26 protein-coding genes and 8 tRNA genes are annotated in these 26,310 nt (G+C 37.2%); 4 read left to right on the plus strand and 30 right to left on the minus strand.

Going from position 1 to position 26,310, the window contains the following annotated elements; translation table 11 throughout:
• Window positions 1-160: 160 nt before the first annotated feature.
• The 20 genes from ACOZBY_RS14645 to acpS all read right to left on the minus strand — a co-directional run bounded on the left by ACOZBY_RS14645 (window position 161) and on the right by acpS (window position 11,036).
• Window positions 161-234 (minus strand) — tRNA-Gly (locus tag ACOZBY_RS14645).
• Window positions 235-250: 16 nt separating this feature from the next.
• Window positions 251-327 (minus strand) — tRNA-Arg (locus ACOZBY_RS14650).
• 30 nt (window positions 328-357) lie between these two features.
• Window positions 358-443, minus strand: a tRNA-Leu gene (locus ACOZBY_RS14655).
• A gap of 66 nt (window positions 444-509) precedes the next feature.
• Window positions 510-582: transfer RNA gene (locus tag ACOZBY_RS14660), tRNA-Lys, on the minus strand.
• Window positions 583-597: 15 nt separating this feature from the next.
• Window positions 598-672: transfer RNA gene (locus ACOZBY_RS14665), tRNA-Gln, on the minus strand.
• A 5-nt stretch (window positions 673-677) separates the two neighbouring features.
• A tRNA-Asp gene (locus tag ACOZBY_RS14670) sits at window positions 678-753 on the minus strand.
• 28 nt (window positions 754-781) lie between these two features.
• Window positions 782-853: transfer RNA gene (locus ACOZBY_RS14675), tRNA-Glu, on the minus strand.
• Window position 854: 1 nt separating this feature from the next.
• A tRNA-Asn gene (locus ACOZBY_RS14680) sits at window positions 855-931 on the minus strand.
• Between the two features lie 91 nt (window positions 932-1,022).
• On the minus strand, window positions 1,023-1,481 hold the full coding sequence (locus ACOZBY_RS14685) for a SprT family protein (RefSeq protein WP_012295780.1): 459 nt from the start codon (window positions 1,479-1,481) through the stop codon (window positions 1,023-1,025).
• Between the two features lie 67 nt (window positions 1,482-1,548).
• Window positions 1,549-3,720, minus strand: a complete 2,172-nt coding sequence (locus ACOZBY_RS14690; protein ID WP_012295781.1) for a Tex family protein — start codon at window positions 3,718-3,720, stop codon at window positions 1,549-1,551.
• 143 nt (window positions 3,721-3,863) lie between these two features.
• Window positions 3,864-4,649 (minus strand): RNA polymerase sigma factor SigB, encoded by a 786-nt coding sequence (sigB, locus tag ACOZBY_RS14695; protein ID WP_012295782.1) that lies wholly within the window; start codon window positions 4,647-4,649, stop codon window positions 3,864-3,866.
• Window positions 4,627-5,097 carry an anti-sigma B factor RsbW gene (gene rsbW, locus ACOZBY_RS14700; RefSeq protein ID WP_008177047.1) on the minus strand — a complete coding sequence of 157 codons (471 nt, stop codon included), beginning with the start codon at window positions 5,095-5,097 and terminating at the stop codon, window positions 4,627-4,629. The genes sigB and rsbW overlap by 23 nt, the downstream gene beginning before the upstream one ends.
• Window positions 5,097-5,429 (minus strand): STAS domain-containing protein, encoded by a 333-nt coding sequence (locus tag ACOZBY_RS14705; protein WP_031416479.1) that lies wholly within the window; start codon window positions 5,427-5,429, stop codon window positions 5,097-5,099. Before ACOZBY_RS14705 ends, rsbW begins: the two co-directional genes overlap by 1 nt.
• Window positions 5,430-5,492: 63 nt before the next feature.
• Window positions 5,493-6,497 carry a PP2C family protein-serine/threonine phosphatase gene (locus tag ACOZBY_RS14710; protein WP_422762522.1) on the minus strand — a complete coding sequence of 335 codons (1,005 nt, stop codon included), beginning with the start codon at window positions 6,495-6,497 and terminating at the stop codon, window positions 5,493-5,495.
• Between the two features lie 12 nt (window positions 6,498-6,509).
• The gene (locus tag ACOZBY_RS14715) at window positions 6,510-6,911 is read right to left on the minus strand and encodes an anti-sigma regulatory factor (protein WP_012295785.1); all 402 of its coding nucleotides are present in this window, start codon (window positions 6,909-6,911) and stop codon (window positions 6,510-6,512) included.
• Window positions 6,912-7,267: 356 nt separating this feature from the next.
• Window positions 7,268-7,618 carry a type II toxin-antitoxin system PemK/MazF family toxin gene (locus ACOZBY_RS14720; protein ID WP_008177055.1) on the minus strand — a complete coding sequence of 117 codons (351 nt, stop codon included), beginning with the start codon at window positions 7,616-7,618 and terminating at the stop codon, window positions 7,268-7,270.
• A 4-nt stretch (window positions 7,619-7,622) separates the two neighbouring features.
• Window positions 7,623-7,886 carry a hypothetical protein gene (locus tag ACOZBY_RS14725; RefSeq protein ID WP_036162355.1) on the minus strand — a complete coding sequence of 88 codons (264 nt, stop codon included), beginning with the start codon at window positions 7,884-7,886 and terminating at the stop codon, window positions 7,623-7,625.
• A 295-nt stretch (window positions 7,887-8,181) separates the two neighbouring features.
• Entirely contained in the window at window positions 8,182-9,303 is a 1,122-nt protein-coding gene (gene alr / locus ACOZBY_RS14730) for an alanine racemase (protein WP_422762523.1), read from the minus strand.
• A 195-nt stretch (window positions 9,304-9,498) separates the two neighbouring features.
• Window positions 9,499-10,557: a LolA family protein gene (locus ACOZBY_RS14735; protein WP_422762524.1), complete on the minus strand. Its 1,059-nt coding sequence runs from the start codon at window positions 10,555-10,557 to the stop codon at window positions 9,499-9,501.
• Between the two features lie 125 nt (window positions 10,558-10,682).
• Complete coding sequence (gene acpS / locus ACOZBY_RS14740; RefSeq protein WP_031416484.1) at window positions 10,683-11,036, minus strand: holo-ACP synthase; 354 nt, start codon at window positions 11,034-11,036, stop codon at window positions 10,683-10,685.
• A gap of 64 nt (window positions 11,037-11,100) precedes the next feature.
• Here acpS and ACOZBY_RS14745 point away from each other — a divergent pair, with 64 nt between their 5' ends.
• A complete protein-coding gene (locus tag ACOZBY_RS14745) occupies window positions 11,101-11,724 on the plus strand; it encodes a rhomboid family intramembrane serine protease (RefSeq protein WP_031416485.1) in 624 nt (207 codons plus the stop codon).
• Window positions 11,725-11,795: 71 nt separating this feature from the next.
• On the opposite strand, the gene ACOZBY_RS14750 is transcribed toward ACOZBY_RS14745, so the two are convergent.
• The 8 genes from ACOZBY_RS14750 to ACOZBY_RS14785 all read right to left on the minus strand — a co-directional run bounded on the left by ACOZBY_RS14750 (window position 11,796) and on the right by ACOZBY_RS14785 (window position 20,520).
• Window positions 11,796-12,371: a GNAT family N-acetyltransferase gene (locus tag ACOZBY_RS14750; RefSeq protein ID WP_036164786.1), complete on the minus strand. Its 576-nt coding sequence runs from the start codon at window positions 12,369-12,371 to the stop codon at window positions 11,796-11,798.
• Window positions 12,372-12,478: 107 nt separating this feature from the next.
• Window positions 12,479-13,951 (minus strand): PH domain-containing protein, encoded by a 1,473-nt coding sequence (locus tag ACOZBY_RS14755; RefSeq protein ID WP_422762549.1) that lies wholly within the window; start codon window positions 13,949-13,951, stop codon window positions 12,479-12,481.
• The gene (locus ACOZBY_RS14760) at window positions 13,944-14,423 is read right to left on the minus strand and encodes a PH domain-containing protein (RefSeq protein ID WP_031416488.1); all 480 of its coding nucleotides are present in this window, start codon (window positions 14,421-14,423) and stop codon (window positions 13,944-13,946) included. The genes ACOZBY_RS14755 and ACOZBY_RS14760 overlap by 8 nt, the downstream gene beginning before the upstream one ends.
• A gap of 124 nt (window positions 14,424-14,547) precedes the next feature.
• Window positions 14,548-16,074: a DEAD/DEAH box helicase gene (locus ACOZBY_RS14765; protein WP_012295794.1), complete on the minus strand. Its 1,527-nt coding sequence runs from the start codon at window positions 16,072-16,074 to the stop codon at window positions 14,548-14,550.
• A 352-nt stretch (window positions 16,075-16,426) separates the two neighbouring features.
• On the minus strand, window positions 16,427-17,119 hold the full coding sequence (locus ACOZBY_RS14770) for an alpha/beta hydrolase (RefSeq protein ID WP_031416489.1): 693 nt from the start codon (window positions 17,117-17,119) through the stop codon (window positions 16,427-16,429).
• Between the two features lie 75 nt (window positions 17,120-17,194).
• Window positions 17,195-18,562, minus strand: coding sequence for a UDP-N-acetylmuramoyl-tripeptide--D-alanyl-D-alanine ligase (locus tag ACOZBY_RS14775; protein WP_036164789.1), 1,368 nt, complete (start codon window positions 18,560-18,562; stop codon window positions 17,195-17,197).
• 11 nt (window positions 18,563-18,573) lie between these two features.
• On the minus strand, window positions 18,574-19,653 hold the full coding sequence (locus ACOZBY_RS14780; RefSeq protein ID WP_031416492.1) for a D-alanine--D-alanine ligase: 1,080 nt from the start codon (window positions 19,651-19,653) through the stop codon (window positions 18,574-18,576).
• A 114-nt stretch (window positions 19,654-19,767) separates the two neighbouring features.
• Window positions 19,768-20,520, minus strand: a complete 753-nt coding sequence (locus tag ACOZBY_RS14785) for a hypothetical protein (RefSeq protein WP_031416493.1) — start codon at window positions 20,518-20,520, stop codon at window positions 19,768-19,770.
• Between the two features lie 340 nt (window positions 20,521-20,860).
• Here ACOZBY_RS14785 and ACOZBY_RS14790 point away from each other — a divergent pair, with 340 nt between their 5' ends.
• On the plus strand, window positions 20,861-22,048 hold the full coding sequence (locus ACOZBY_RS14790; RefSeq protein WP_031416494.1) for an FtsW/RodA/SpoVE family cell cycle protein: 1,188 nt from the start codon (window positions 20,861-20,863) through the stop codon (window positions 22,046-22,048).
• A gap of 57 nt (window positions 22,049-22,105) precedes the next feature.
• On the opposite strand, the gene ACOZBY_RS14795 is transcribed toward ACOZBY_RS14790, so the two are convergent.
• Entirely contained in the window at window positions 22,106-22,243 is a 138-nt protein-coding gene (locus tag ACOZBY_RS14795; protein ID WP_164908744.1) for an Lmo0850 family protein, read from the minus strand.
• A gap of 334 nt (window positions 22,244-22,577) precedes the next feature.
• Between ACOZBY_RS14795 and ACOZBY_RS14800 the strand changes: the two genes are divergently transcribed.
• Window positions 22,578-23,738 carry an MFS transporter gene (locus ACOZBY_RS14800; RefSeq protein WP_031416495.1) on the plus strand — a complete coding sequence of 387 codons (1,161 nt, stop codon included), beginning with the start codon at window positions 22,578-22,580 and terminating at the stop codon, window positions 23,736-23,738.
• 167 nt (window positions 23,739-23,905) lie between these two features.
• Window positions 23,906-25,363 (plus strand): cardiolipin synthase, encoded by a 1,458-nt coding sequence (cls, locus tag ACOZBY_RS14805; RefSeq protein ID WP_031416497.1) that lies wholly within the window; start codon window positions 23,906-23,908, stop codon window positions 25,361-25,363.
• A gap of 51 nt (window positions 25,364-25,414) precedes the next feature.
• Here the strand turns inward: cls and ACOZBY_RS14810 are convergent, their stop codons facing one another.
• Window positions 25,415-26,197 carry a M15 family metallopeptidase gene (locus ACOZBY_RS14810; RefSeq protein WP_099805351.1) on the minus strand — a complete coding sequence of 261 codons (783 nt, stop codon included), beginning with the start codon at window positions 26,195-26,197 and terminating at the stop codon, window positions 25,415-25,417.
• Window positions 26,198-26,310: the final 113 nt, after the last annotated feature.

Genomic DNA, 26,310 nt, shown 5'->3' on the forward strand with positions numbered 1-26,310 from the left:
TTTTGATGTCCAAAATTTTGTTTCGTTCACTAGCTAGGCTAGCTACTTAAAACTTTATTGATTACGTTTTGCTTGTTCAGTTTTCAAGGTTCATAGCATTGTCAAATCAGACAACTATTTAATCTTATCAAACAACCAAGAGGTTGTCAATGCTTTTTTTTGGAGCGGGTGATGAGAATCGAACTCACGACATCAGCTTGGAAGGCTGAGGTTTTACCATTAAACTACACCCGCATTATTTAATAAAATATGGCGCGCCCGGCAGGAGTCGAACCCACAACCTTCTGATCCGTAGTCAGACGCTCTATCCAATTGAGCTACGGGCGCATATAAATTAATTGATTTTGTAAGTGACTTTGGTGCGGCCGAGAGGACTTGAACCTCCACGGGGTTGCCCCCACTAGGCCCTCAACCTAGCGCGTCTGCCGTTCCGCCACGACCGCATTCAATTAGTAACTTTCTCATTGTACTATATAATAATAGAAAGTCAACCTTTTTCTTATAAAAGATGAGCCATGAAGGACTCGAACCTTCGACCCTCTGATTAAAAGTCAGATGCTCTACCAACTGAGCTAATGGCTCAAATTAAGAAATGAATGGCTGGGGTACTAGGATTCGAACCTAGGCATGACGGAATCAAAATCCGTTGCCTTACCGCTTGGCTATACCCCAATAAGTGGCGGTCCCGACCGGGATCGAACCGGCGATCTCCTGCGTGACAGGCAGGCATGTTAACCGCTACACCACGGGACCAATATTATTGTAAAGTAAATGATGAAAATGACCCCTACGGGATTCGAACCCGTGTTACCGCCGTGAAAGGGCGGTGTCTTAACCACTTGACCAAGGGGCCATGGCTCCGAAGGCAGGACTCGAACCTGCGACAACCTGATTAACAGTCAGGTGCTACTACCAACTGAGCTACTTCGGAATAATAAGTGTTATATTGTCGTCGTTATCTTGTCGACTTTTACTATTATAGGGATAACTAAACAATACGTCAATCTTTTTTTTATTTTTTTTTACTTTAATAATTCAAGCTTGCCCAAACACTTGCTACAACAATACTTTTCAACATTCATTTTAATTTTCCTTATATATAATTGCTGGCAATTAACACAGGTATATGTGTAGCGTCGTTGCTTTTTAATTGATGGTTTAGAAGTATGTAACGCTGAACAAAAACGAGGTGCCTTTACTTTCTTTAATAGTTCTCTGAATTCTTTATCTCGATGCTGATATCCTTTACCTTCGATATGCAAGTGGTAATGACATAGTTCATGAAGTACAATGCCCTGGATTTCTTTAATACCATATAACTCAAAGGCTTTAGGATTGATTTCAATATTGTGTGATTGTAAAAGATATCGACCGCCTGTTGAACGTAATCTTCCATTAAAGTAAGCCTGGTGTATAAATGGCTTTTGAAAACTTTCCAAAGAAATTCGACATACAAGCTGTTGTAGTTCCTCATTGTCCAACTTGATCACCTCCAACAACAAGAATACCACACTGTGTAGTATGCACAGCGTGGTAAAAATTTATTACTCAATCTATTAATTGATTTTTAGGAGGGAGCATTGTTAAAGAAATTCGCCCTTTACTAACATCAATCTGTTCTACCCAAACGGTTACAATATCTCCTAACGCTACAACTTCTAATGGATGTTTAATGCGTTTATTTTGAAGTTTAGATATGTGTACAAGTCCATCTTGCTTCACACCAATATCAACAAAAGCTCCAAAGTCTACTACATTCCGCACAGTCCCCTGTAGCTCCATACCAACCTTTAAATCTTCCATTTTCAATACATCTGTTTTCAGCAATGGCTGCGGGAACGCGTCACGTGGATCACGGCTTGGCTTCATTAAAGTATCTACTATATCTTGAATTGTTACAACACCAATCTCTAGTACTTCACTTAATTGATGAATATCCAAAGCAGCAATTGCTTCTTCCGCTTTTTTCGTTCCAAGTTCTTTTTTATCGATTTTGGCCTCTGATAAAATCTGTTCTGCAAGATGATAGCTTTCAGGGTGGATGCCAGTAGCGTCAAATGGATTTTTCGCCTCGGAGATACGTAAGAAACCAATGGCTTGTTCATAGGTTTTAGCACCTAATCTTGGAATTTTTTTTAATTGCACGCGGGTAGTGAATTGACCATTTTCTTCTCGAACCTTCACAATATTCTCTGCAACAGTTTTTGATAATCCAGAAACGTATTGCAAAAGTGATGAAGAGGCCGTGTTTACATCAACTCCCACTTGGTTAACAGCTGTTTCTACTATAAATGTTAGTGATTCATTTAATTTCTTTTGAGAAACATCATGCTGATACTGACCCACTCCAACTGCTTTTGGTTCAATCTTTACTAGCTCTGATAAAGGGTCTTGTAAACGTCGGGCAATAGACACGGCACTTCGTTGCTCAACCTGTAAATCAGGGAATTCCGCCCGAGCAATATCCGATGCTGAGTACACAGATGCTCCCGCTTCATTCACAATAACGTAGGCTACTTCAGTAGTTAGCTCGTTTAATACATCAACAATAAATTGTTCTGTTTCACGGGAAGCTGTTCCATTACCAATAGCAATTATACTTATTGGATATTTTGCTAAAATTGCTTTTACAACAGCTTTCGATTTTGCCACATCTGGTTTAGGGGGATGTGGATAGATAGCGGTAACCTCTAGCATTTTCCCGGTTTCGTCGACAACAGCTAATTTACAACCTGTACGATAGGCTGGGTCGACGCCCAAGACATATTTGCCTTTCATAGGCGGCTGTAATAATAGATTCCGTAAGTTTGCTGAGAAAATATGAATCGCCTGTGTTTCTGCTTTTTCAGTAAGCTCATTACGTATTTCTCTTTCTATAGAAGGTTGAATCAAACGCTTGTATGAATCTTCGATAGCCAGCTTCACTTCAGCAATAGCTGGGGATGAACCCGTTGCTGGTATCCATTCCTTCCACATAATCATCAATACTCGATCCACTGGAACATGAATCGAAACTTTTAACACATCCTCTTTTTCTCCACGATTTATTGCTAAAATACGATGCGGAACAATTCGATTAACAGGCTCCTCATATTCGTAGTACATTTCAAATACATTTTTCTCGTCTATTTCTGTATTTTTCACACTTGTTACAAGTACGCCATCTTTCAAAGAATACGTACGAATTTTCTCTCGAATAGCAGCATCATCAGCAAAGCGTTCTGCCAAAATATCTCTCGCCCCTGCAAGCGCGTCTTCAGCATTGGCTACTTGATCATGATCGACAAATTTAATGGCTAGTTGCTCTAACGTATCGTGACTAAAAGCTAATAAAAGATCGGCCAGTGGTTCTAATCCCTTTTCTTTTGCAATGGTTGCCTTCGTACGTCGCTTTTGCTTGTACGGTCTATATAAATCCTCTACACGTTGTAGAACTGTTGCTGAAAGAATAGATTTTTCTAATTCTGGCGTAAGCTTTTCTTGCTCTTGGATTAATCGGATAACCTCTTCTTTCCGTTGTTCGAGCTGCTGTATGTAGTGATAACGATCCTCTACAGCTTTAATTTGCACCTCATCAAGAGAGCCCGTTACTTCTTTTCGATAACGCGCAATAAACGGAACTGTATTTCCCTCTTCTAATAATTTAATAACAGCATCAACTTGCCCTGGTTTAACCGCTACATCTTTTGCAATGAGCTGTAACATTTGCTTTTGTTCCACATCATCACTACCTTTTTCTTTTCATTTTACCATTACACATTACTAAAAATGCAAAAAAATAGTCTACCCAAACGAAAAGGAGTAGACTATTTTGAAACATTTATAAGGTGTTTAGTATGATTCACAGCACACCCATTGATGGATTAGAGCGATACACCGCCACTTGCTAGAATAGCCTCTTGTAATTTCTTGATTGCTTTTCTTTGTATTCTAGAAACATGCATTTGAGAAATTCCTAATTGTTCTCCAGCTTCTTTTTGACTTAATTGCTCTAAATATGTAAGCTGAATGATTTGTTTTTCTCTTTCATTCAAAACAACCATTGCCTCGGAAACAATCATTCGTTTATCAGTCATTTCATAACCATCGTCTTCCCTACCCAAAATATCGAAAAGTGTAACTGTACTACCATCTGAGTCTGACTCTATTGAATGATCCATAGAAAGAGCTTGATAGCTACGACTCATTTCCATAGCCTCTAATACTTCTTCCTCCGCTACCTCTAAACGCTCGGCAATTTCTTGAATGGACGGAGAACGCTGCAATTCAATAGTCAGCGCCTCCACTGTTGTTTTGATTCTCGGCCCTATCTCTTTTATGCGTCTAGGCACATGAACATCCCATGTTTTATCACGTAAAAAGCGCTTGATTTCCCCAACAATTGTTGGGACAGCAAATGCCTCAAAACTCCGGCCAACATTTGGATCAAAACGTCTGATTGCACCTAATAAACCCAGCATCCCTACTTGAACAATATCATCATAATAAGATTTACCATTCGAATATTTACGTGCTATTGACTCAACTAGATATCGATAATGAATCACTAAATTCGTTTGCGCTTCATCATCCTCCGTTGATTGGTACAATTCAATCCACTTTAATACATCTTCCTTGGATGAAGATTTATGTAGTGATTCTTTCGACATTTTTTTCCACCTGCTCCCTAGTGACATACTTTGTCATAAAGACAGTTACGCCACCATCGTTATTGATCATCACCTCATCCATCAAAGTTTCCATTAAATAAAGTCCTAACCCACCTTCTCTTAGCCCAGCAATATTTTCCTCAGGATGGTACGGTCCAATCTTAGTCTTAATTTCCTCGAAATTAAAACTATTGCCGTAGTCAGCAATCATCAATTCCATTTTATTGTCGTATAACGCACATCCGATGACGATTTCACCTTCTTCATCTTCTTTATAAGCGTGATGGACGACATTAGTGACAGCCTCACTTGCAGCAATTTTTAAGTCTTCGATATCATCATAATTAAAGCCAATCCTGCTTGCTAAGCCCGAGACAGTTAACCGAATAACACTGACAAATTGCGGTTTAGCAGGAACTCTAATTTCAATATAGTCAAATTCCTTCATTATCTTAATTCCACCTTTTTATCAGTTTCGATATCCATCAAATCACTTAGTCCTGTAATTTCAAACAATCTTTGTAATCTAGTTGATAAACCAACGAGCTTCACTTTGCCATTTTCACGTAATGTTCTTTTGTAAAAGGCAACAAAAATCCCGAGTCCTGTACTATCCATGTAATTTACCTTGGATAAATCAAGTTCAATTTCCATTCCTTCTGTAATCTTCACAGCTTCCAATTCTTCACGTAATCCAGATGCCGTAAACGTATCAATTTCACCTTCAACAAAGCCAAATAATTTATGATCAATTTCTTTAAAATGTATTGTCACGTCCATATAGCACACCTCCACCATATTTGTTAGACTATTTTCTGTTCCCTGTTTCATTAAAACGTAAACCTATTTTTTAATTTTTTTTAAAATAACTACAGTAAAATCATCACTCAGTTTAAAATTCTGTACTTTCTCTATCTCTCTATATAGAAGCAGACATAATTGTTGAGCTGATAAATACTTATTTTCTTTTATGAGTGTAGCAATAATATCTCTTGAATTTAAGTCATCCTGCCCTCTAAATTCTGTTACGCCATCGGTCATCATGATGATTAAATCCTCTTCCTCTAAGACAATTTCATGAAATGTATATTTCGTTTCTGACAACACACCTAGTAATAAGCCTTTAGCTTCTAATGGAACAAATTCATCTTGCTTAGCCCTATAATGTAAAGCCGGTTCGTGTCCTGCAGAAGCATAGGAAAATATGTTTTGGCGAATATCTAAGCAGCCATAGAACATAGAAACAAACATACTATCATCAACACCTTTTTCTATTACCCTATTAATGACTTCTAAAACATATGAAGGATCTTTATAGGCATAACCCAATGTCTCAAGTCCATATTTCACCATAGACATACATAAAGCGGCAGGTACTCCCTTGCCTACAACATCAGTTACTGCCATACTTAAATATTCTTCTCCATCATGAAAAAAATGAACATAATCACCATTCATTTTACGAATAGGAACAGAAATCATTCCTATATCAATACTTTGTAGCTCGGGCACATCTGATTTTAATAGGGTCTTTTGAATGTTAGTCGCAATCCTCATTTCCAATTCATATTCGGCCTGTTTTTGAAGTAAGCTTTGATGCTCTCGATGTGCCATACCATAGTGCACCATAACTTCAATAAGAAAATCATATGCTGGCTGAGATTCATCATTTCGATTAGGAAATAATGCTTCCACAGCATTTTTATGAATACTAACAACATCCTCAGGGGCTATGCTTTTTTGAATTAATTGACGTGTGAAATTTTGAGCAATATATAAATTATTTTCTGTTTGATTCATCATATAATCTGACAATATATTTTTATACTGAGCTTCTAATTGTTTCAATTTCTTCACGTCCTAACGCAGCCATTTTTCGGTTCTTATTGTTGTACCCTCTCCCATGACAGATTGGATGTGTAAGCTATCCATCAATCTCTTAACGCCTGGAAGGCCAGCACCGAGCCCCCCCGAAGTAGAATAACCATCTTCTGTTACTTTACGGATATCCTTAATTCCAGGTCCTTGATCAGTTGCAACAATTACTATTTTCTTTTCAGTTTCTGTCTCAATTCTTTCAATTTCAATTATACCTATTCTGGCATATAAATAGATATTCCTTGCCAATTCACTAATAGCTGTGGTTATACGAGCTTGATCAACAGTGCCAAATCCAAGTGCCTTTGCCTCATTACGCCCCAGTTGTCTTGCTGCAATAATATCCCACTCTGTAATAATTTCAACCGAAGACTTACTTGTCACTGCTGTCCCTCCATTTCCTTACGGAGTAATACCCTTATACTTTTATTCGACATATTACACACAAACTATATCGAATTTATAAATGGAATATTCTATGTATATTTTCATATACCTTTAAGAATTTTTTCAATAATCTATTTTTATTAAAAATCTTGTGTATATCTTAATTCTTTTTCTACCATTTATCAAATACGTCCTAGCATACTGACGGTGAGATTTTTTGCCCACATCAAACATTTCAACCCTCTTCCTACGTTCTAATGAAATAGGTGTTTCAAAATCTGAGGAATAAATAAATAAATAAAAAAAGCATCGAGATATCACTTATCCCAATGCTTTCTATACACATATGTATATCAAAATTTAACTAGACCTAAACTGATCATCAACGCACCATCAACTTTTTCCATTACTGCATGATCAAGTTGTGTAATACGATCTGTCAATCTTGACTTATCAATTGTCCGCACTTGTTCTAGCAAAATAACCGAATCACGTTCAAAACCATACTTTTCAGCATTGATTTCAACGTGTGTCGGTAACTTTGCCTTTTGAATCTGTGCAGTGATAGCCGCGATGATGACAGTCGGACTAAATCGATTGCCAATATCATTTTGAATAATCAGAACCGGCCTAGTACCCCCTTGTTCAGAGCCTACTACCGGTGATAAATCTGCAAAAAAAACGTCACCACGTTTTACATTCAAAGTGTCATCCCCCGCTTACGAGACGCTCCACCATATGTTGTGCTTCATATTCTGCATGCAAGCATTCACTCGCGATCATTAAATTAATATGAGACATTTCAACATATCCTTTAATCATAGCTTCCCGTATTTGATTTGGTTGCTCCTGCATTAAATTTTTGCGCGCTAAAGAACGCACAAAAGATTCACCTTCAATTACTTCCTTTGTTTGTAGAAATAATCTGTCTTGAACAGCAATTGTAGCTTCTCTTAACTTTTTATCGTACACAGCAAGCACCTCCAACGGAACCATACACTTTTCATTACTTCCCATTCTATCATTGAAAGATATTGTTGAAAAGACATGAAATGACAAAATATCTGACAATTTGAAGTACAAATTGTAAAAATATGTTGGCTGTCGAAGGTATATGACGAATAATTATTATTGCAACTTATTACCAGTTATGATCCATCTATCTAACATTTGGAAAAGAAATAAAATCTCCAGTGCTCATTAATTAACCAAATTCTTCATACTGGCAAAAATTGAAAGCTATAATATATTGGCATAAGTGTGTTCATTAAAAGTATATTCTAGGAACTCTTGCTGTGATAATGCATGGTATTTCATAGTTAATGGTTTCAAGCTTAGTTGCCCATTCATCGATCGAAATCCTGTTCTGTCCTTGTTGGCCAATAAGTGTTACCTTCTCACCTATAGCATATGCTTTTGGAAGGGCAACCATACATTGGTCCATACAAATTCGTCCAACAATCGGCATTCTCTGTCCATCAATTAAAACTTCTTGTCCTCCTAACTTACGGATAACACCGTCTGCATAGCCTATTGGAATAGTTCCAATCCACATATTTGATGGCGCAACATACGTTGCACCATAGCCTACAGATTCACTTTTTTTTATTTCCTTTACATGAACAAGTTCACTTTCAAGTGAAAATGCAGGTTGTAAGGCAAAGGGTAGTATACTTTCTACATAGGAGGAAGGTGATAAACCATACATTGAAATCCCGTATCTAACAGCATCGTACTGCAAGTTAGAATCCTTAACTAATGAAGCTGCTGTATTAGATGCATGCACAAGTAGTGGCTTTTTCGGCATCACCGCTAAACAACTTTCAAAAAATTGTACTTGTTCATCAAAATAAGTTGTATCTTTCTCATCCGCTGTTGCAAAATGCGTAAATATTCCATTCAGCTCTACATTATCCATAGACTCAATTGTTTGATACAATGCTAACAAATCCTGCTCAGAGCGAATGCCAATTCTACCCATACCACTATCTACTTTTATATGTAGTTGCAAAGGTTCCGCTTCCTTTGCTAATAGTGGTGCTGCTTGCTGTACCCACTCACTTGCATACACAGTAAGCATAATACGCTGTTGAGCTGCGATAGGAGCAAAGGAAACTGGAGATGCACCTAATATTAGTATGTCTGGTTCTTCAAAATGTGCTCGAATATGTAATGCTTCATCAGGCGTGGCCACTGCAAGTATTGTGGCACCAGCCTCAAGAGCTGCCTGTGCTACGGCTACATCTCCATGACCATATGCATTCGCCTTTACTACTGCAATTATTTGAACATTAGGTCGTATAAATTTTTTTAAGTTTTTAATGTTTTGTTGGATTGCTTGTAAATCAATCATTGCTTTCGTTGGTCGAAAATATTGCTGTGTCTTCATAAGAATACCCTCTTTATTTTTTATTAAAACATTATGTATTACATACATATTTTTTATATAGCTTGTACAATTTTACGTTTATTAGTCGTGAGACTTTTACTTTAAAGGCAATCACTTAACATTTTCTAAACCACAAACTTTTATATTGTCAATAAGCTACAGCTTTCTTCAACTAGAAAGCTGTAGCTAGTAAAGTTACTTCATACTACTTATCGTCATGGATGTAGCAACTTCAATCATTTCTTCACGCGTTAATTTACTGGACGCTACAAAGAATTCAACACCATCTTTTTCCCAACTAATTGAAGTATCTGTGATCGCACCTATTGTAAAACCTAAATCAACTGGATCACCTGGTGAAGATACTGGTAGCATAGAGTTTTCCTTTGTCACTGGCTGCTGCATAACTGTAAAGGCTTTTTCACCCTCAAATGTTAAGATAACGCGTTCCATCCCACTTTCTTGAACCACTTTTTCATTCGCCAATTGGGCCCAATTCAATACTGGGTAGCTAGTTTGGAACTCTTGGTACTCTACATCTGCACCAACTGCTTCTTTGTCTTCTTTGTCTTCTTTACCATCTTTTTCAGCTGGTGTAGCTTGTTCACCTTTCGTGTTATCTTTATCTGTAAATTGCTCAACTGCATACTCTTTGGCAGCATGTTGCACACCTAATTTGATTTTCTTAAATGTAATTAGAATTTGTTCTTCTTTCACATCATTCATAATAACAACAGAAGTTGGTAATAATGTTTTCTTATCTACTGTAATGACCTGATGAGGCATACTATTTTTATAGCTATTTCTAGTAGCCGCTTCAAATATATATGCTTTTTCTTCCTCTTTCATGACAAGATTTTTATCTTCTGCTAAATCTTCTGCTAGAGCTCCTATCAGATAAGCTTGACTATTTTTCTTAGGCCAATCACTTTGGAATTTATACATTTTGTTTAATGTTGGTGTCACAACAAATACGCCATCCGCATTACGCACAATCATTTGAGAAACATCTTTTCCACTTTCCATGACTTCTACTCGATAGAAATCAGGTTTAGTATGCCAAACTGTTACATTATAATTTCTAGGCTCACCACCAGATTTAATCTCCATCGTAGCATTTAATTCATAGCCATTTGTCTCTCCCCATTTACCATTCACTTTCTTCAACACTTTTTCCTGTGAGGCTGTACCACATGCCGACAGAAGTAATATTGTACAAAATAAGACGAGCCATTTAACTATTCGGTTGCCCACTCTTTCACCCTTTCTTCTTTCAAATCCACTACGACAATATATGAACCATATTTGTCAGTTATGTCATTTGTAGAAAAGGCAATATATTTAAATTTACTGACCAACCTTTTTAGACAACTTCATCCCTATTCTAATAAGATTACTTGAGCAGCTGCATATTGCTTGGAATGCGTAATACTAACAAAACCATGGGCAAGCTCTTCCTTAAAATATAAAACAGGATTTCCAGCCTCTCCGCGTAATATTTCCATATCATGTAGTTTACATTGTTCCCCTATCCCAGTACCCATCGCTTTCGAAAACGCTTCTTTGGCAGCAAATCGCCCTGCTAAAAATTCTACTTTACGAGTTTCTGAGTAACTATCAAATAAAATTTTTTCCCTTGTTGTTAAAATGCGGTCTTTAAATTTATCTGTACGCTTCATCGCTTTTTCAATACGGTCTATTTCTACAATATCAAGACCAATTCCCTTAATCATGTGACCTTCTCCTTTACCTATTTCCAACAAGGCATGTATAATAATTGTAAATTGAGGTGGAGCCATGTTTAGTAGAACAGAAAATTTTAAGCAATATACAAAGTATTACCCTGTTGTGTCAACGTTAATAGCAATCAATTTAATTCTTTATGTATTGTCTCTTTTACCCGGTGTAGGAACTCTTTTGTGGAATTACGGAATTCAAGCGAATTTCCTGATTCAAAAAGGTGAGTGGTGGCGTGTATTCTCTGCTATGTTTTTACATGCAGGATTTATGCATATGTTTTTTAATATGTTTTCCTTATATCTCTTTGGACCAGAGCTTGAAAAAATTGCAGGTAAAGCCCGTTTTATTACAATTTATTTAGTATCGGGTATAGTAGGCAACATGGCAACCTACATATTCTACGATAGTAGCTATGCGAGTCTTGGTGCAAGTGGGGCTATTTTTGGAATTTTTGGTGCTTTTGGAGCATTAGTGTATTATACTCGTAAAACAATGCCAATGCTTCGTAAGCTTATTTTACCAATCATCATCATCAGTGTCATTATGACTTTTCTTCAACCGAATGTAAACGTTTTTGCACATTTAGGTGGGCTAGTCACTGGATTTATTCTAGGGCTTATCTATTTGCACCCAAAAAGAATTTTAAGCTGGCGCAAACAAAAAATGGCTGGTAGATCATAATGAAAAGAGGAGCAGCACCATGAACGATCATTAGATTCCATGGTACTGCTCCTTTTGATATGAATCCCCTTTTATAGGACAACCGTAGCTTCATTGGTCATCTTAATTTTCTTCCATTCAGCTGCCGTTAAACCATAAACGACTTGGTCTACATGATGATCATACAGCCACTCCGCATCCCTCAATCGACCTTCTTCATGAAAACCCAACACTTTTGGAATCGTACGGCTACGAATGTTCCCAACCGCTACCCTTACTTCAATACGATGTAGCCTCAAATAATGAAAGGCATAGTCAATGAATGCTTTCATTGAATTTGTTACGAGCCCTTTGCCAACAAACTCATTCCCTAACCAATAACCAATGCTTGTCCATTTATGCTGCCAATTGATCTGATGATAACCAATGACACCCGCCAGCTGTCCATTATAATAAATTCCAGCCTGTATACCATTGTTATCAGCATATTGTCGCATAGCCTTTTTTACAAACACCTCTGTATCTTTAATTGTTTGAACACCATCTACAAAAGGTAACCATTCGCGTAATGTATCTCTTGAACGATCAGTCAATGCAAATAAATCATGAACATCACTTAAATCCAATAATTTCAAATAAGCGTCTTCATTCAAATCATATTTAAACATAGTCCCCACCCCTTTTGTTCTATTTATTTTATTATAAACACTATTTCCAAATATTTGTATGTAAAAAAGCTAATCCTTTATAAAATTTAAAAGGATTAGCTTTCCATTTAATGTTCATACCACGATAATATCGTTTCAGCATCTTGTTGTTCCAGGCTTGAAACACTGCCAGTTGTACCTGATGCTCCCGACATGACTGTCGCTTTTATAGACATAACATTTTTTCTCTTTTGAAAATACGATTGTGTACTCCCCATAGATTGTATACGTTTTTTCTCCACTATCAATGTTATTCGACTGAATACTCTATATTGTAAAGCCAGCTGCTTTCCATCGATTTGATAGCCTGCCGTTTTATGCTGCCAAATCCCGAGTACTATCGTTAATGGAATCAGTAACAATGACAATAGACCATACGGATAGAAGAAATAACTACAAGCTCCAATAATAGGGACAAGCCAAATAAAATCTATGCGATAAAAGAAAGGTCTTGCCTTTTTAGGTGATCGAATGAAGGAAGGATTCCAATTCATATCTGGGAAAAGATCCTCTAATGTCTGCATACAATCATGTTTCTTAATGAGTGGGAACAAGGTAATTTTTTTATCCTTCCCTTCTTCACCGTTCCCCCCCGCACTCTCAACAACAACCGTTGCAAAGCCTGTTAATTGGCGTAATGGATTCTCAACAATACGAATAGCTTGAATACGATTTAAAGGCAAAGTTATACGCTTTTTCTCTAAAAGTCCTTTAGTAATAATCAGCTTATCTTCTTCGATACGGACTGTATAGTCAAAGTAATTAATCAGGGTAATGAGGACAGAAACAACCCAGGCAACTATTAAAATTAACATAATCGATATCGCTACTAAAAAGGCCCCGACTTTGACAAAATCAGCCAACTCATGGAAAACAGTTTCATAAGGAATAATATCTGAAAACTGCGAGGCGATAGCAGCAAGACCAGATAACACAACACCAATCCCACCAGAGGTTGTGGCCAACACTAGTAAGTCTCGCATGGACATATGGTAAATAGCTGGCGTAGAAATTGAATGATCTACGACCTCCGTCTGTTCTTCATGTTGTTGATTTACTATGTCATTTTTGGCACGACGCATTTCTAATTCAATAACATCTGCTGCTTCTTTACGAATTGCGGTAAGCTCTACTTCAGGCTTGCCACCTTTACTACCCGCTGTTTCAACTTGAACTTTGACCAACCCAAAAATGCGGTGGAAAATCCCTTCATTGTAGTTCAAACTTTGAATACGTTCAAAGGGAATATAACGCTTCTTTTTAACAAACAATCCATATTTGATGCGGAGTTCTCCATCCTCAAACCAATAAACAAATGTCCGCCATTTTATAATGCCTCCAATCAATGCAAGGAGTGCGGCTACACCCCAAACACCGAAGAGTAAAATGGTATCAAAAAAATGATCACTACGGAAATTTAGCGAGAAATTAAAACCGTTAGTTATGATAATGATTGCAATAGGTAAAATCATACTTTTTAATGCTTTGACGCTCGTAATTACTGCTGATATAGGGTGTAAACGATTAATCTCCTTAGACATCATCTTCCGCCACCCTTGCTAATTCAGAGATACGAGCACGAAGTGAATCTGCTTCGTCCATGATAAGTGCAGGAATTGTATGTACGGTTGCTGCCGTTGATATTGAAATGTTACCTAAATCATATTTCTTTAAAATCGGTCCCTGTGTCGTATCAACATGTTGGACGCGAACCATTGGTATGAGTGTACGTTTTACTACAAATAAGCCATGTTGAACTTCAATTTCATGTTCCCTCACCTCATATCTCCAACGTTCCCATCTAATTTTAGGAAAAATAAAAATTGACAGTATGGCACTTAATATTACAATTGCCCCAGCTATGTAGTAAATAAACGTCGGCCATTCAAAATAATAAGTACCATAGCCCACGATCCCTGCTGCTATTAATAGCACCACTGTTTGTATGACCCCATATAAACGCCATACAGTTAACCCTTTACGGGAAATTTGATGCACTGGTTGAGCTCTCATTGTCGTTCCTCCTCTTTTTCTATATTAGGTTATACGGAATAAATAACTGTTTTGTTTCAACTATATACGAAAAAAAACCTTACAGCCAGTATGACTGCAAGGTTTAAATATCCACTTACGAGAATTAATCTTCGTGGCGTCGAGGAGAACGAGAACGACCTTGTCCACCTTCACGACGGCCTCCTTCACGGCGACCACCTTCACGACGGCTACTGCTACTACTATTACGGCGATCTCCACCACGTGAGTCACGACGTCCTCCGTAGTTACGATTACCACCGCGACCACGATCTCCACCGCCGCGATTACTGCTAGAGCGTTCACGACGCATTGGTAATGGACGTTCTTCTGAAATTGTTACCGGTGTATCATCTGGCTCTTTTGTTAATGAGCGAAGAGCAGCTGCTACAACATCAATTGCATCATGATTTTCAAGTATTTCTGACGCAAGTGTACGGTAATCACCTAAGTTGTTATTAGCAATAAGACCCTCAAGAGTATCTAGAGCTAATCGTTGTTGACCTACTAATGCTTCATCTGATGTTGGCGGACGAAGTGGAGTCATACGTTTCTTCGTAGTTTCTTCTACGATACGTAAGTAACCCATTTCACGTGGCGTTACAAACGTAACAGCAAGACCTGACTTACCTGCACGACCAGTACGACCAATACGGTGAACATAAGATTCAGGGTCTTGTGGAATATCGAAGTTGTATACGTGTGTGACACCAGAAATATCAAGACCACGTGCCGCTACATCCGTTGCAACAAGGATATCAATTTTATTTTCTTTAAATTGACGCAATACAGAAATTCGCTTAGCTTGGCTTAAATCACCATGAATCCCTTCAGCAAGGTAGCCACGAATTGATAAAGCTTGTGCTAGCTCATCTACACGACGTTTTGTACGACCAAAGATAATAGCAAGTTCTGGTTGGTGAACATTTAATAAACGAGATAAAACATCGAATTTTTCACGTTCAGCCGATTTAACGAAATATTGATCAATATTATCAACAGTTAATTCTTTTGCTTTAATTTTTACGATTTCTGGATCACGCATAAATGTTTCAGCAATTTTACGGATTGCTGGCGGCATTGTTGCTGAGAACAGTAATGTTTGACGCTCAGAAGGAACGTTTTCTAGGATGGCATTAATATCATCGATAAAGCCCATATTTAACATTTCATCAGCTTCATCCAGTACTAATGTTTGCACATCTTCTAATTTTAACGTACGACGATTAATATGGTCAATAATACGTCCTGGCGTACCAACAATGATTTGAGGTCTATTTTTCAGTGCACGGATTTGACGGCCAATTTCTTGCCCACCGTAAACTGATAATAATTTCACACGTTTATCATAGCCAATCTTGTAAAGCTCTTCAGATACTTGAATAGCTAGTTCACGAGTTGGAGCAATAACCAATGCTTGGATATTAGGGTTTTTTGGGTCAATTTTTTCAATTAGTGGAATCCCGAAAGCGGCAGTTTTACCAGTACCCGTTTGCGCTTGACCTAATACATCGCGGCCTTCAATTGCAAAACGAATAGTACCTTCTTGGATTGGTGTTGCTTCTTCAAATCCCATACGCTTTACAGAGCGTAATGTAGATTCGCTAATATTTAATTCTGAAAAATTTGTCAAACTTCTCAATCTCCTTTTTTTCCTTTTAAGTTGACAAATGGTTACATTTTCAGATGAAGTTGTCGGCAAATTCGAGCCTGTGTAGTGGAACGTTTCCGTTACTTAAAAATTCTCTCTACATGATTGTTCATATAGAGCTCTCTTATATGAAAAGGAAAGCCCGGTCTTTACCGAGCGGTTCGATTCTGTCGTAATTATTCACTTTAGAATAAAACCGTTGTGTTCAAAAAAAAGTACTCTTCAACCAAATATGAAGAGTCTTCGCACAAAATGTATCCATTGCTTACACTAGTCTAACATGGCTTTAATACGTATGCAACGATAACGCATGAGTCGTAATAATCTGACTACTTCATGTGCCTTTTAAAAATAGCAAAACCCGTGGAAACCATTCTGAGCAATCTTCCTCAAGACATATATGATGCCTTCCATTATCAGAAAAATACAAAATTTTATGATTAGAAGCTAATTCATCATAAAGAAATTGCGCTGTGTTAAATGGTACAATTCCATCCTGTTTCCCTTGCACAATAAACACTGGAATTTGGATATGCTGATAATACGGTTCCACTATTTTAACCAATTTCATAAATTCAATTGTTGAAGCTAATGGGACATTGTTAAACTTATGCCGATAACGTAAGAACAGCTCATTATTCGTTAAATTATGATGATAAGCATCTGTAGCAAGCAGTTTGAAATCCTTTACCAGTTGCTTAGGGCTGACATATTTTGCAGCAGCACTTAATAATACTAGCTTTTTTACCTTATAACGTTTTGCTAAGTATAAAGCTATGATGCCCCCCATTGAAAATCCTACAACGATGATCTCTTCTACCTTTTTAGCTAATGACCGTATGGCTAGCTCTGCATCCATTAACCAGTGCTTTGCCGTAAATCCATCCATGTGCAAAGCTTCACCATGCCCCGATAATGTTGGTTCTACTATGAGCCAATCTGTATGTGTCCGTAAGTATGTTGTAAACGGCTCTATCTCATAGGGACCACCTGAAAACCCATGTATGCATAGTACACCTATTGACAAATCCTCACCTCGTTTAACAAAAACCTCTTTCACGAATGAATCGGTGAGCATTTTATCCCACCGATTCAATAAAAACTATGACGTAAAAGCTTGTAAAATTTTCTCTAATTTCATACCACGAGAACCCTTTAGTAAAACGATAGATGACTCATTAGCAAGTTCTAATTTTTCAATAATAGCTGTGTAATCATCTTCGGTATATAACAATCGATCTGCTTCAAAGTCCTCTTTTAATACTTCATAAAGATGAGTCATTCGAGCTCCAAATAGACAAACGTAATCGATTTCTTGCTCATTTATATACTCCGCTAGCCCTTCATGGAAACGCTGTTCATCTGGCCCAAGTTCTAACATATCCCCTAATACAAGCCATTTCTCAGGTCGAATTGTTGATGTAGCGATAAATTGAATTGCTGCTTTTACAGAGGTTGGGGCAGCATTATAAGCATCGTTAATAAATAACGCACCATTTGTTCCTTGGACTTGTTGCATCCTCATATCTGTTAATACGACATGCTCTAAGGATGTACGAATTTGCTCATTATTTAAACCTAGTTGGTTAGAAATTAACATCGCTATCAAAGTATTTTTTACTTGATGCTTTCCAAGTACAGAAATAAAGAAATCACCCTCTATCATTCCGTGGGTAGTAAAGCTACTACCATTAGCATTAGCATGAATATGATCCGCATATAAAAGGTTATCTGGCTCTAGTCCAAACGCTACTGCATTTAAATGCTGTTCTTTAGCCACTAACTCCTGTAGCAATGGTTCATCTCCATCATAGAATAATAGACCCTCTGGCTGCATTCCTTGAATAATCTCAAACTTTGCCTGTGCGATACCCGCGCGGGAGCCTAAGTCCTGCATATGCGCCTCACCAATATTTGTAATAACCGTCATATGCGGCTGAGCAAGCTTCGTTAAAAATTCAATTTCGCCAAATCCACTCATTCCCATTTCAAGGACTGCTACCTCTGTATCTTCATCAAGCTGTAAAATGGTAATCGGTAAACCTAGTTGATTATTAAAATTACCAATGGTCTTTTGAACTTTAAAAAATGGTGCGAGCGTACCCGCTAAAATATCTTTTGTTGATGTTTTACCGTTAGAGCCAGTAATACCAATAAATTTAGCTTTATGTTCAAGTCGATAAGCTCGTGCCATTTCCTGCAAGGCTATCTCTGGGTCATCCACAAACAATAAAGGTATACCGTCTGGCGGATTAGGTTCATCTTTTTGCCAAAGTGAAGCACCCGCACCTTTTTCAAATGCCTGAGTCACGTACCGGTGTCCATTCGTATGCTCACCACGAAATGGTACAAATAAATCTCCCTGTTGAATTGTTCTTGTATCAATGGAAATTCCTGATACAACAGTATCATCGTAAGCCGACATATCCTCATTTAACCATGCAGCTAATTGTTTTAATGTTTTTTTCACAATAATCCCACTCAGTCTTTTTTATAGTGAAGCTGTTGTTTTTCTTCAAAACGTTCAATGGCTAATGTAATCAAACGATTAATCAGCTCTGGGTAGCTTACATTTGTATGTTGCCAAAGTAATGGATACATACTTACTGGCGTGAAACCAGGCAATGTATTTACTTCATTAATGTAAACGCTATTATCAGCTGTTACAAAGAAGTCGGCACGAACTAAACCGCTACCATCAATCGCCTTAAAAGCCCGTTTTGCCAGTTCTTTTAAGCTCGATTCAGTTTCCTCTGGTAACTCAGCTGGAATAATAAGTGCTGTGGAGCCATCCTTGTACTTAGAATCATAATCATAAAATTCTGTAACCGGTTTAATTTCACCTGGTACCGAAACTTCCGGATAATCATTTCCTAATACGGCAAGTTCTATTTCACGAGCGATGATACCTTGCTCGACCACAATTTTACGATCGTATTGTAAGGCAACCTCAATTGCTTTTATTAATTCATCACGGTTTGTTGCTCTGCTAATCCCAACACTTGACCCTAAATTTGCAGGTTTCACAAACATTGGCCAAGTCAATCTTTTTTCACAGCGTTCAATGATAGTCTGTTGTTCATTCTTCCACTCACTGCGAATAAAGTACGTATAGGGCACTTGTGGTAAACCAGCAATCTCGAATAATTGCTTCATAACTACTTTATCCATTCCAGCAGAAGATGCTAAAACCCCATTTCCTACATAGGGTAGGTTTAGAACTTCTAATAAACCTTGCACAGTTCCATCCTCACCATTTGTTCCATGTAGTAATGGGAAAACAACATCGAACTGCACTGCATTGCCATGTTCATCGATTAAAAAATCAGTAATATTATTTTCTAAAATTGTAGTATTATCACCGAATTGTAGTTCTTCGATAGTACTGACAGGCTTTTCTAAACGATTTCCGCGTCGCCATTCTCCTTCAGATGTTATGAAAATCGGATATACTTCATACTCCTCGAAATTCAAAGCACCAGTGACTGCACGAGCTGTTGATAATGACACCTCATGCTCAGCTGACTTTCCGCCGTATAATAAACCGATTCTTTTTTTCATTTTTGTGCCCTCCACATACTTCTTGAGTACTATTAGTTTATCACGAAACGTCTTGACAAATGACATAAAAATCCCACCGTAATGTTCGACGGTGAGATTTGAGTGTATATTTCGTTAAATAATATAAATCAATTCATCGTGCTCTGTTTTCAAAATGGTATTTAAATCGTCCCAAACTTCATCAGGAAAAGAATATTCTGACAGGTTGCGAACTTCTATCCCATATGCAACCTTTGGTTTTTCAATACGGTACAACGATAATAATGCACCGTCTTTAGCAAATGATCGATAAGAACGCAAGAAATCAGGTGAAATAGTAGGGATACTCGATTTTACTTTTCGACGCCAAAATCCAGAGCTACGTTCCTTTTCTCGAATTAAACTATTAAAAACATTTGCTACCAATAAATCCGAATCACTTAAATGTCGGAAGTAAATTTTTGTCATTTTTTCTAAATCTGAAGAGTAATAGACGAATCTATTTTGCAATTTGTTAAAAAATGCAGATGTAATCGGTTCTTTTTTATGACTTATGTAAAGCAATTCCCCTTGTTCCATTGGTGTTAGATGGTCTAGCCTCTTCTCATCCATAAAATCGATCCAACATAATTCCTTGGACTCAGCCGATTTCTTTACAAAATGGGGTACCTCTTCATCCAATACATATTCAAATTGCGTATGCATATTAAAAGAACCATCTTCATAGGAATGTTTTAATAAAAGTAAGTGATGCAGTGGTTCAAGCGCAGCCGCAAATTGCGAGAATTTCAACCCGCTAAAAATGACAAATTTATCAACGTCATTCATATGAACATAAATATGATACATAAAATCATCAGCTGACTTTAATTTTTTAGCCACAACCATCACCCCATTCTTCACTACATTATAAGACTAAACTCGGTTTTTTTGAAACATTTTATGTTAATTGTCGTCACAACTATATACGCAGGCATAAAAGTGTTTTTTGCGTTATAATAGGAATGTTAAACATGCATTTGCATACAGGTTTTCGATTACTCAATGAGTTAAAATATTTGCTTAAAAGTTCCATTGACAACGTTCGAAGCAAATTGCAAGCTTAATCAGTAGACGTTAGTTTTTCTGATTTTGAATTTGTTCTATTCTTTCAACATTATAAACGAAAATGGAAGAAACGCATTATATTTACTCATATTGAGATACTATTTTAATTTAGGTGGATTTTATGGAAAATAAACGAAATTTCGCAAATCGTTTTGACTGGACCCTTGCTTTTATTCTTTTCACGTTTCTAGTCATTAGTTTGTTAGCTATTGCATCTGCCCAAACATCCGGTCAATATGGCATTAACTACGTTCCAAAACAAATGCAATGGTATGTAATTGGTGCAGTAATTATTGGTATAGTGATGTTTTTTGAGCCAGATCAATATAAAAAAATGTCATGGTATATGTATGGAGCAGGGATTGCCTTATTGGTACTGCTTATTTTTATGCCTGAAGGAGAAGGTCAAATTGGCGCACCGGTTAATGGTGCAAAAAGCTGGTACCATACACCGCTTGGAAATATTCAACCTTCTGAGTTTATGAAAACATTTTACATCTTAGCATTGGCACGATTAATTAGTAAGCACCACGAAGTCTATTCACTAAAATCATTAAAAACAGATTTCTTATTATTAGGAAAAATTGCTTTAACCCTTTTCGTGCCATTAGCTATTATTATGAAACAACCAGACCTTGGATCGGCACTTGTATTCTTCGCCATTACCGCTGCCCTTATTATTGTAGCAGGTATTTCATGGAAAATAATATTACCTACATTTTTAGGTGGCGTTGTAGCAGGTGGTTCATTACTATGGATGGCTCTCTATATGCAAGATTTCTTAGAGAAAACATTCGGTTTTAAAACGTATCAGTTTGCTCGAATATATTCTTGGTTAGATCCCTACTCCTATTCTTCCAGTGATGGATACCATTTAATCACATCACTCAACGCTATTGGATCAGGTGAAATTTTCGGTAAGGGCTTTCGAAATCGAGAAGTTTATGTTGCAGAGAACCATACCGATTTCATTTTCACTGTAATCGGTGAGGAATGGGGCTTTATTGGGGCAAGTATTGTTATTTGCATTTTCTTCCTGCTAATTTATCATTTAACAAAAACTACTCTCTTATTGAAAGATCCATTCTCAACATATGTTTGTGCTGGTATTATTGCTATGATTACATTCCATGTGTTCGAGAATATAGGAATGACGATTCAACTATTACCGATTACGGGTATTCCACTTCCATTCATAAGCTATGGTGGTAGTTCATTAATGGGGAATGCTTTAGCTATTGGACTAGTCTTTAGTATGAGGTTCCACTATCGGACGTACATGTTTACTACACATGATGAAGATGATTAAAAATAGAAAAAGGGAAGCCTCTATTACGGAGACTTCCCTTTTTCTATTTTAAACGAGTTAAGCTTGAACTTGCGGTGTCTGCGTTGGTGGTGTTAGCACTTTTAAAAGTTCTAGTCGAGACTTTGTTACAGTGGCTGTTACACCCAACTTAGATAAATTCGAAACAATCTTTTTCAAATCTACTTCTTTCCTCATACATTCCACCTCAATCTTTCCTCGATTTTATATAACGTTTAATTGCCAAAAAAGTTTCATTTTTCTATGAGTATGATGTCTGACAAGTTTATCATACCATTTAACTTTACTTTAAAATTTTTCTTTTTTGTGACAGTGTAATTTTTTATACCCTGCCCTATGCACCACCAAACATTTATAAACTAACCTAAACCCTCTTATTTTATTCATTTACTTTTTTTCTCAACAACAGAAATGTCGTCTATCCATGTTTCTCCTTCCGTTTTCTTGTAATAGCAAGAACAACGGGGTTAGAATATACATATTGAAATATTGTATGAAAGCAGGGAACTTTATGAAAAAGGCAATTTTATTATTAATGTCTGTTCAATTCCTCGTTTACCTAGGTTTTGGCATTATTATTCCTGTCTTACCAGAGGTTATTGTGCAGCAAAATTGGGATAATCTCCACGTCGGTGGCTTACTGACCGTCTATTCGTTAGCTAGCTTTTTCACTGCACCCCTTTGGGGCATGTTATCAGATAAGGTAGGACGTAAACAGCTAATCTTAACGGGACTAATTGGTTTTAGCCTAAGCTTTGTTATTTTTTCATTATTTATTGATAACTTAGCTATTTTATATGTTTCCCGTATCGTAGGAGGATTATTTTCAGGAGCATTATATACGGCTGTAACAGGATTTATTGCAGATATGTCTAGCGAGGAGACACGTAATAAATATATGGGCTTTATGGGTATGTCCATCGGTCTAGGTTTTATTTTTGGTCCAGCAATTGGCGGAATGTTAGGGCATATTAGCTTGCAATTACCGTTTATCGCATCAGCTATATTAATTGGACTATTATTTATTTATGCAAGTTTCGTCTTAAAAGAACCTGAAAAACGAAAAGATTCAAATAAACGTGCTATTGTGCCAAAAGGCGCTGGGAAAATGCTTCAATATCGTGTGCGTTACTTATTTATGTTTTCATTTTTAGTAACTTTTATGTTGGCCGGTGTAGAAGCAACATTCCAATTGTTCCAAATCGAAAAAATTCAAATTACACCATTACAAATTGGTTATTTATTTATGTTTAGTGGCTTTGTTGATGCCGCGATACAGGGTGGTGTCGTTCGCCGTATCAAAAATGGCAGTGAGACAACTTGGTTAATCGGTGCACAAATTGTAACAGCCGTGGGGATGCTTTTATTCACATTAACCGCTAACTTATTTATCGCAGGGCTAGCACTATGTGTCTTTACAGCAGGAAATGCACTTGCTAGAACATGTGTTGTGTCACTGTCCTCTAAAGAATCTGGCGGGCAATATGGAACAGCTGCTGGACTGTCATATTCCATGGATAATCTAGGGCGCATACTTGGCCCGCTATTTTTTACCTGGTTATTTACAATGCATGCAAGTCTCGGTTACTATACATCAGCAGTAATCGCCATTCTTTCTATTAGCTTAATTTTCATCTTTAAAGCCTCTAAAAAATCATTGCGTTTTGATTAACATTCATAAATGGTTCGAGAGAATTATTAACAAGCAATTCGGATTATCTCTAAAAAGTCATAGAGATAATCCTTTTCTATGCTAACTAGCTACTTAAAATCTTCTTTCCTCATTTGAAGTAGGCTATACTAAGTATGTTATTATCAATAGTAAAGGCAGGTGTAGGAATGAGCATTTTTACAGATATAGAATATTTAGTTCCTTTAACTTTATTTTTTAATATTTTATTAGCCATGACTATCATTTTTTTAGAACGTAAAGATGCTACATCTACATGGGCATGGATTCTCGTGCTATTTTTCATACCATTAGTTGGATTTATTTTGTATCTATTACTTGGAAGACAGTTACGAAAAAAACATTTATTCCGTTGGGAAGGGCGTAAAGATATCGGTATTGATACGCTCATCAGTTATCAAATGAATGCCATTCGTGATGAAACATTTGAGTTTCGCATTTCAAATGCCGAAAATTATCAAGAGATGATTTACATGCACCTTAGAACAAACAATGCCGTTTTAACCCAGGACAACCATCTAGATATTTTTGATGATGGGGCCAATAAATTTGAACAGCTCCTTAAAGATATTGAAGCAGCTAAGGACCATATCCATATTCAATACTATATCTTCCGCCTTGATGATTTAGGAACACGAATCGTTCATGCGCTAATTAAAAAGGCGCAGCAAGGTGTCAAGGTACGCCTCCTCTATGATGAGATGGGCTCACGTAATGTGAAGAAGCGTCATTTTAAAGAATTGCTTAATGCCGGAGGCGAGGTAGAAGTGTTCTTTCCTTCCATCTTCCCACTCCTTAATCCCCGTTTAAATTTTAGAAATCACCGGAAAATTGTTGTCATTGATGGCCGCATTGGCTATATCGGAGGTTTTAATGTTGGGGATGAATATTTAGGCTTACAAAAAAAGTTTGGGTATTGGAGAGATACACACTTACGCATTGAAGGTAGTGCTGTACATCCACTCCAAACACGCTTTTTATTAGATTGGAATCAAGCAAGCTCCCAGCAAAAAATGGGTTACTCAGATCGCTACTTCCCTGCTATCCCCAAAAAAGGTGATGTTGGTTTACAAATTGTATCAAGCGGACCAGACTCAGATTGGGAGCAAATTAAGATTGGTTACTTAAAGTTGATCAACATGGCCCAAAAGTATATCTATATTCAAACGCCTTATTTTATTCCGGATGTAAGCTTTTTAGATGCCATAAAAATTGCAACATTGTCAGGTATCGATGTGCGAATTATGATCCCTAACAAGCCAGATCACATGTTTGTTTATTGGGCTACATATTCCTATGTTGGGCAATTACTTCGAGCAGGAGCAAAAGTGTATATCTATGAAAAGGGCTTTATTCATGCCAAAGCCATTATTATCGATGATGAAGCTTCCTCTGTTGGTACAGCTAATATCGATGTACGAAGCTTTAGCTTAAATTTCGAGGTCAATGCCTTTATTTATGATGCCAATATTTCACATCAGCTGGCGGAGCTGTTTGAAAAGGATATTTTTGATTGTACAGAATTGACGTGGGAGATGTACCAAAACCGTTCATCATTAATCAAATTTAAAGAATCAATATCTCGTTTATTAACCCCTATCCTATAAACTAAAAAAGGAAGAGAGCTTGTTCGCGCAGAACCGCCTCTCTTCCTTTTTTTATTTCACACCTAAATATTCTTCTAGTGTAATGCTTTGCGTAGCAATTTCTTGAGCTATATCCTTACCAACATAACGATAATGCCAAGACTCATACATATAGCCGGTAATTTCCTCTTTGTTTTGAGGGAATCGCAGTATAAACCCATACTCTTGAGCGTGCGCAAATAGCCACTGCCCAGCTGGTGTTTCACCAAATTCCTCTGTCAGCCATACATCTTCTTTTCCACGCTCTCCTATATCAAACGCTAAGCCTGTTTGATGCTCAGAATAGCCTGGACGAGCACTGTATCGATCTGCAGCTGCTTGTCCATCACGATTAACATAGTTGTTATACAGTGTTGTTTGATATTCGAAAGAACGATAACCGCTAAAAGCAACTAAATCAAACCCTTGTTGCTTGGCAGCCTCTAGCATTTGATTTAGTGCTTGTCTTGCTTCTGGATTTTCCTCAGGTGCAAAGGTAGATGGAAGCGGATAAATTTTATTTGCTAGCAGAATGCCTTTTATATAAGTTGGTTCGGTAGGTAAAGTTTGATTAGGTAGATAGCCATTTTCGTCTGGTTGCTGCTCTGGCTTTTCAGGTTTTTCCGGTGTAATGTCTGTCTTCTCTGTTTTAGAAGAATCTTGCTCTGTTGATTTGTTTGTTTCAGTAGATTTTGGTTGCTCATCAGATGCATTATTTACTTGATTATTTTTATAGTTGTAAACTACAAAAATAGATACGATTAACGCCACAGAAATCAAAGCACCCATGATGAGCAAAAGACGATTGTTTTTCACTATTTATGCCCCTTTTAAAAATAGCACATACGAAAAGAGTAAGTCCTCCCTCTGTAAATACTTATCTTATTTTATTACTTGATTGATATAATCTCATTTTAGCACTGTTCACA

Origin of the sequence: Lysinibacillus sp. NPDC056220, assembly GCF_049315265.1 — a bacterium.
Lineage (GTDB): Bacteria > Bacillota > Bacilli > Bacillales_A > Planococcaceae > Lysinibacillus > Lysinibacillus pinottii.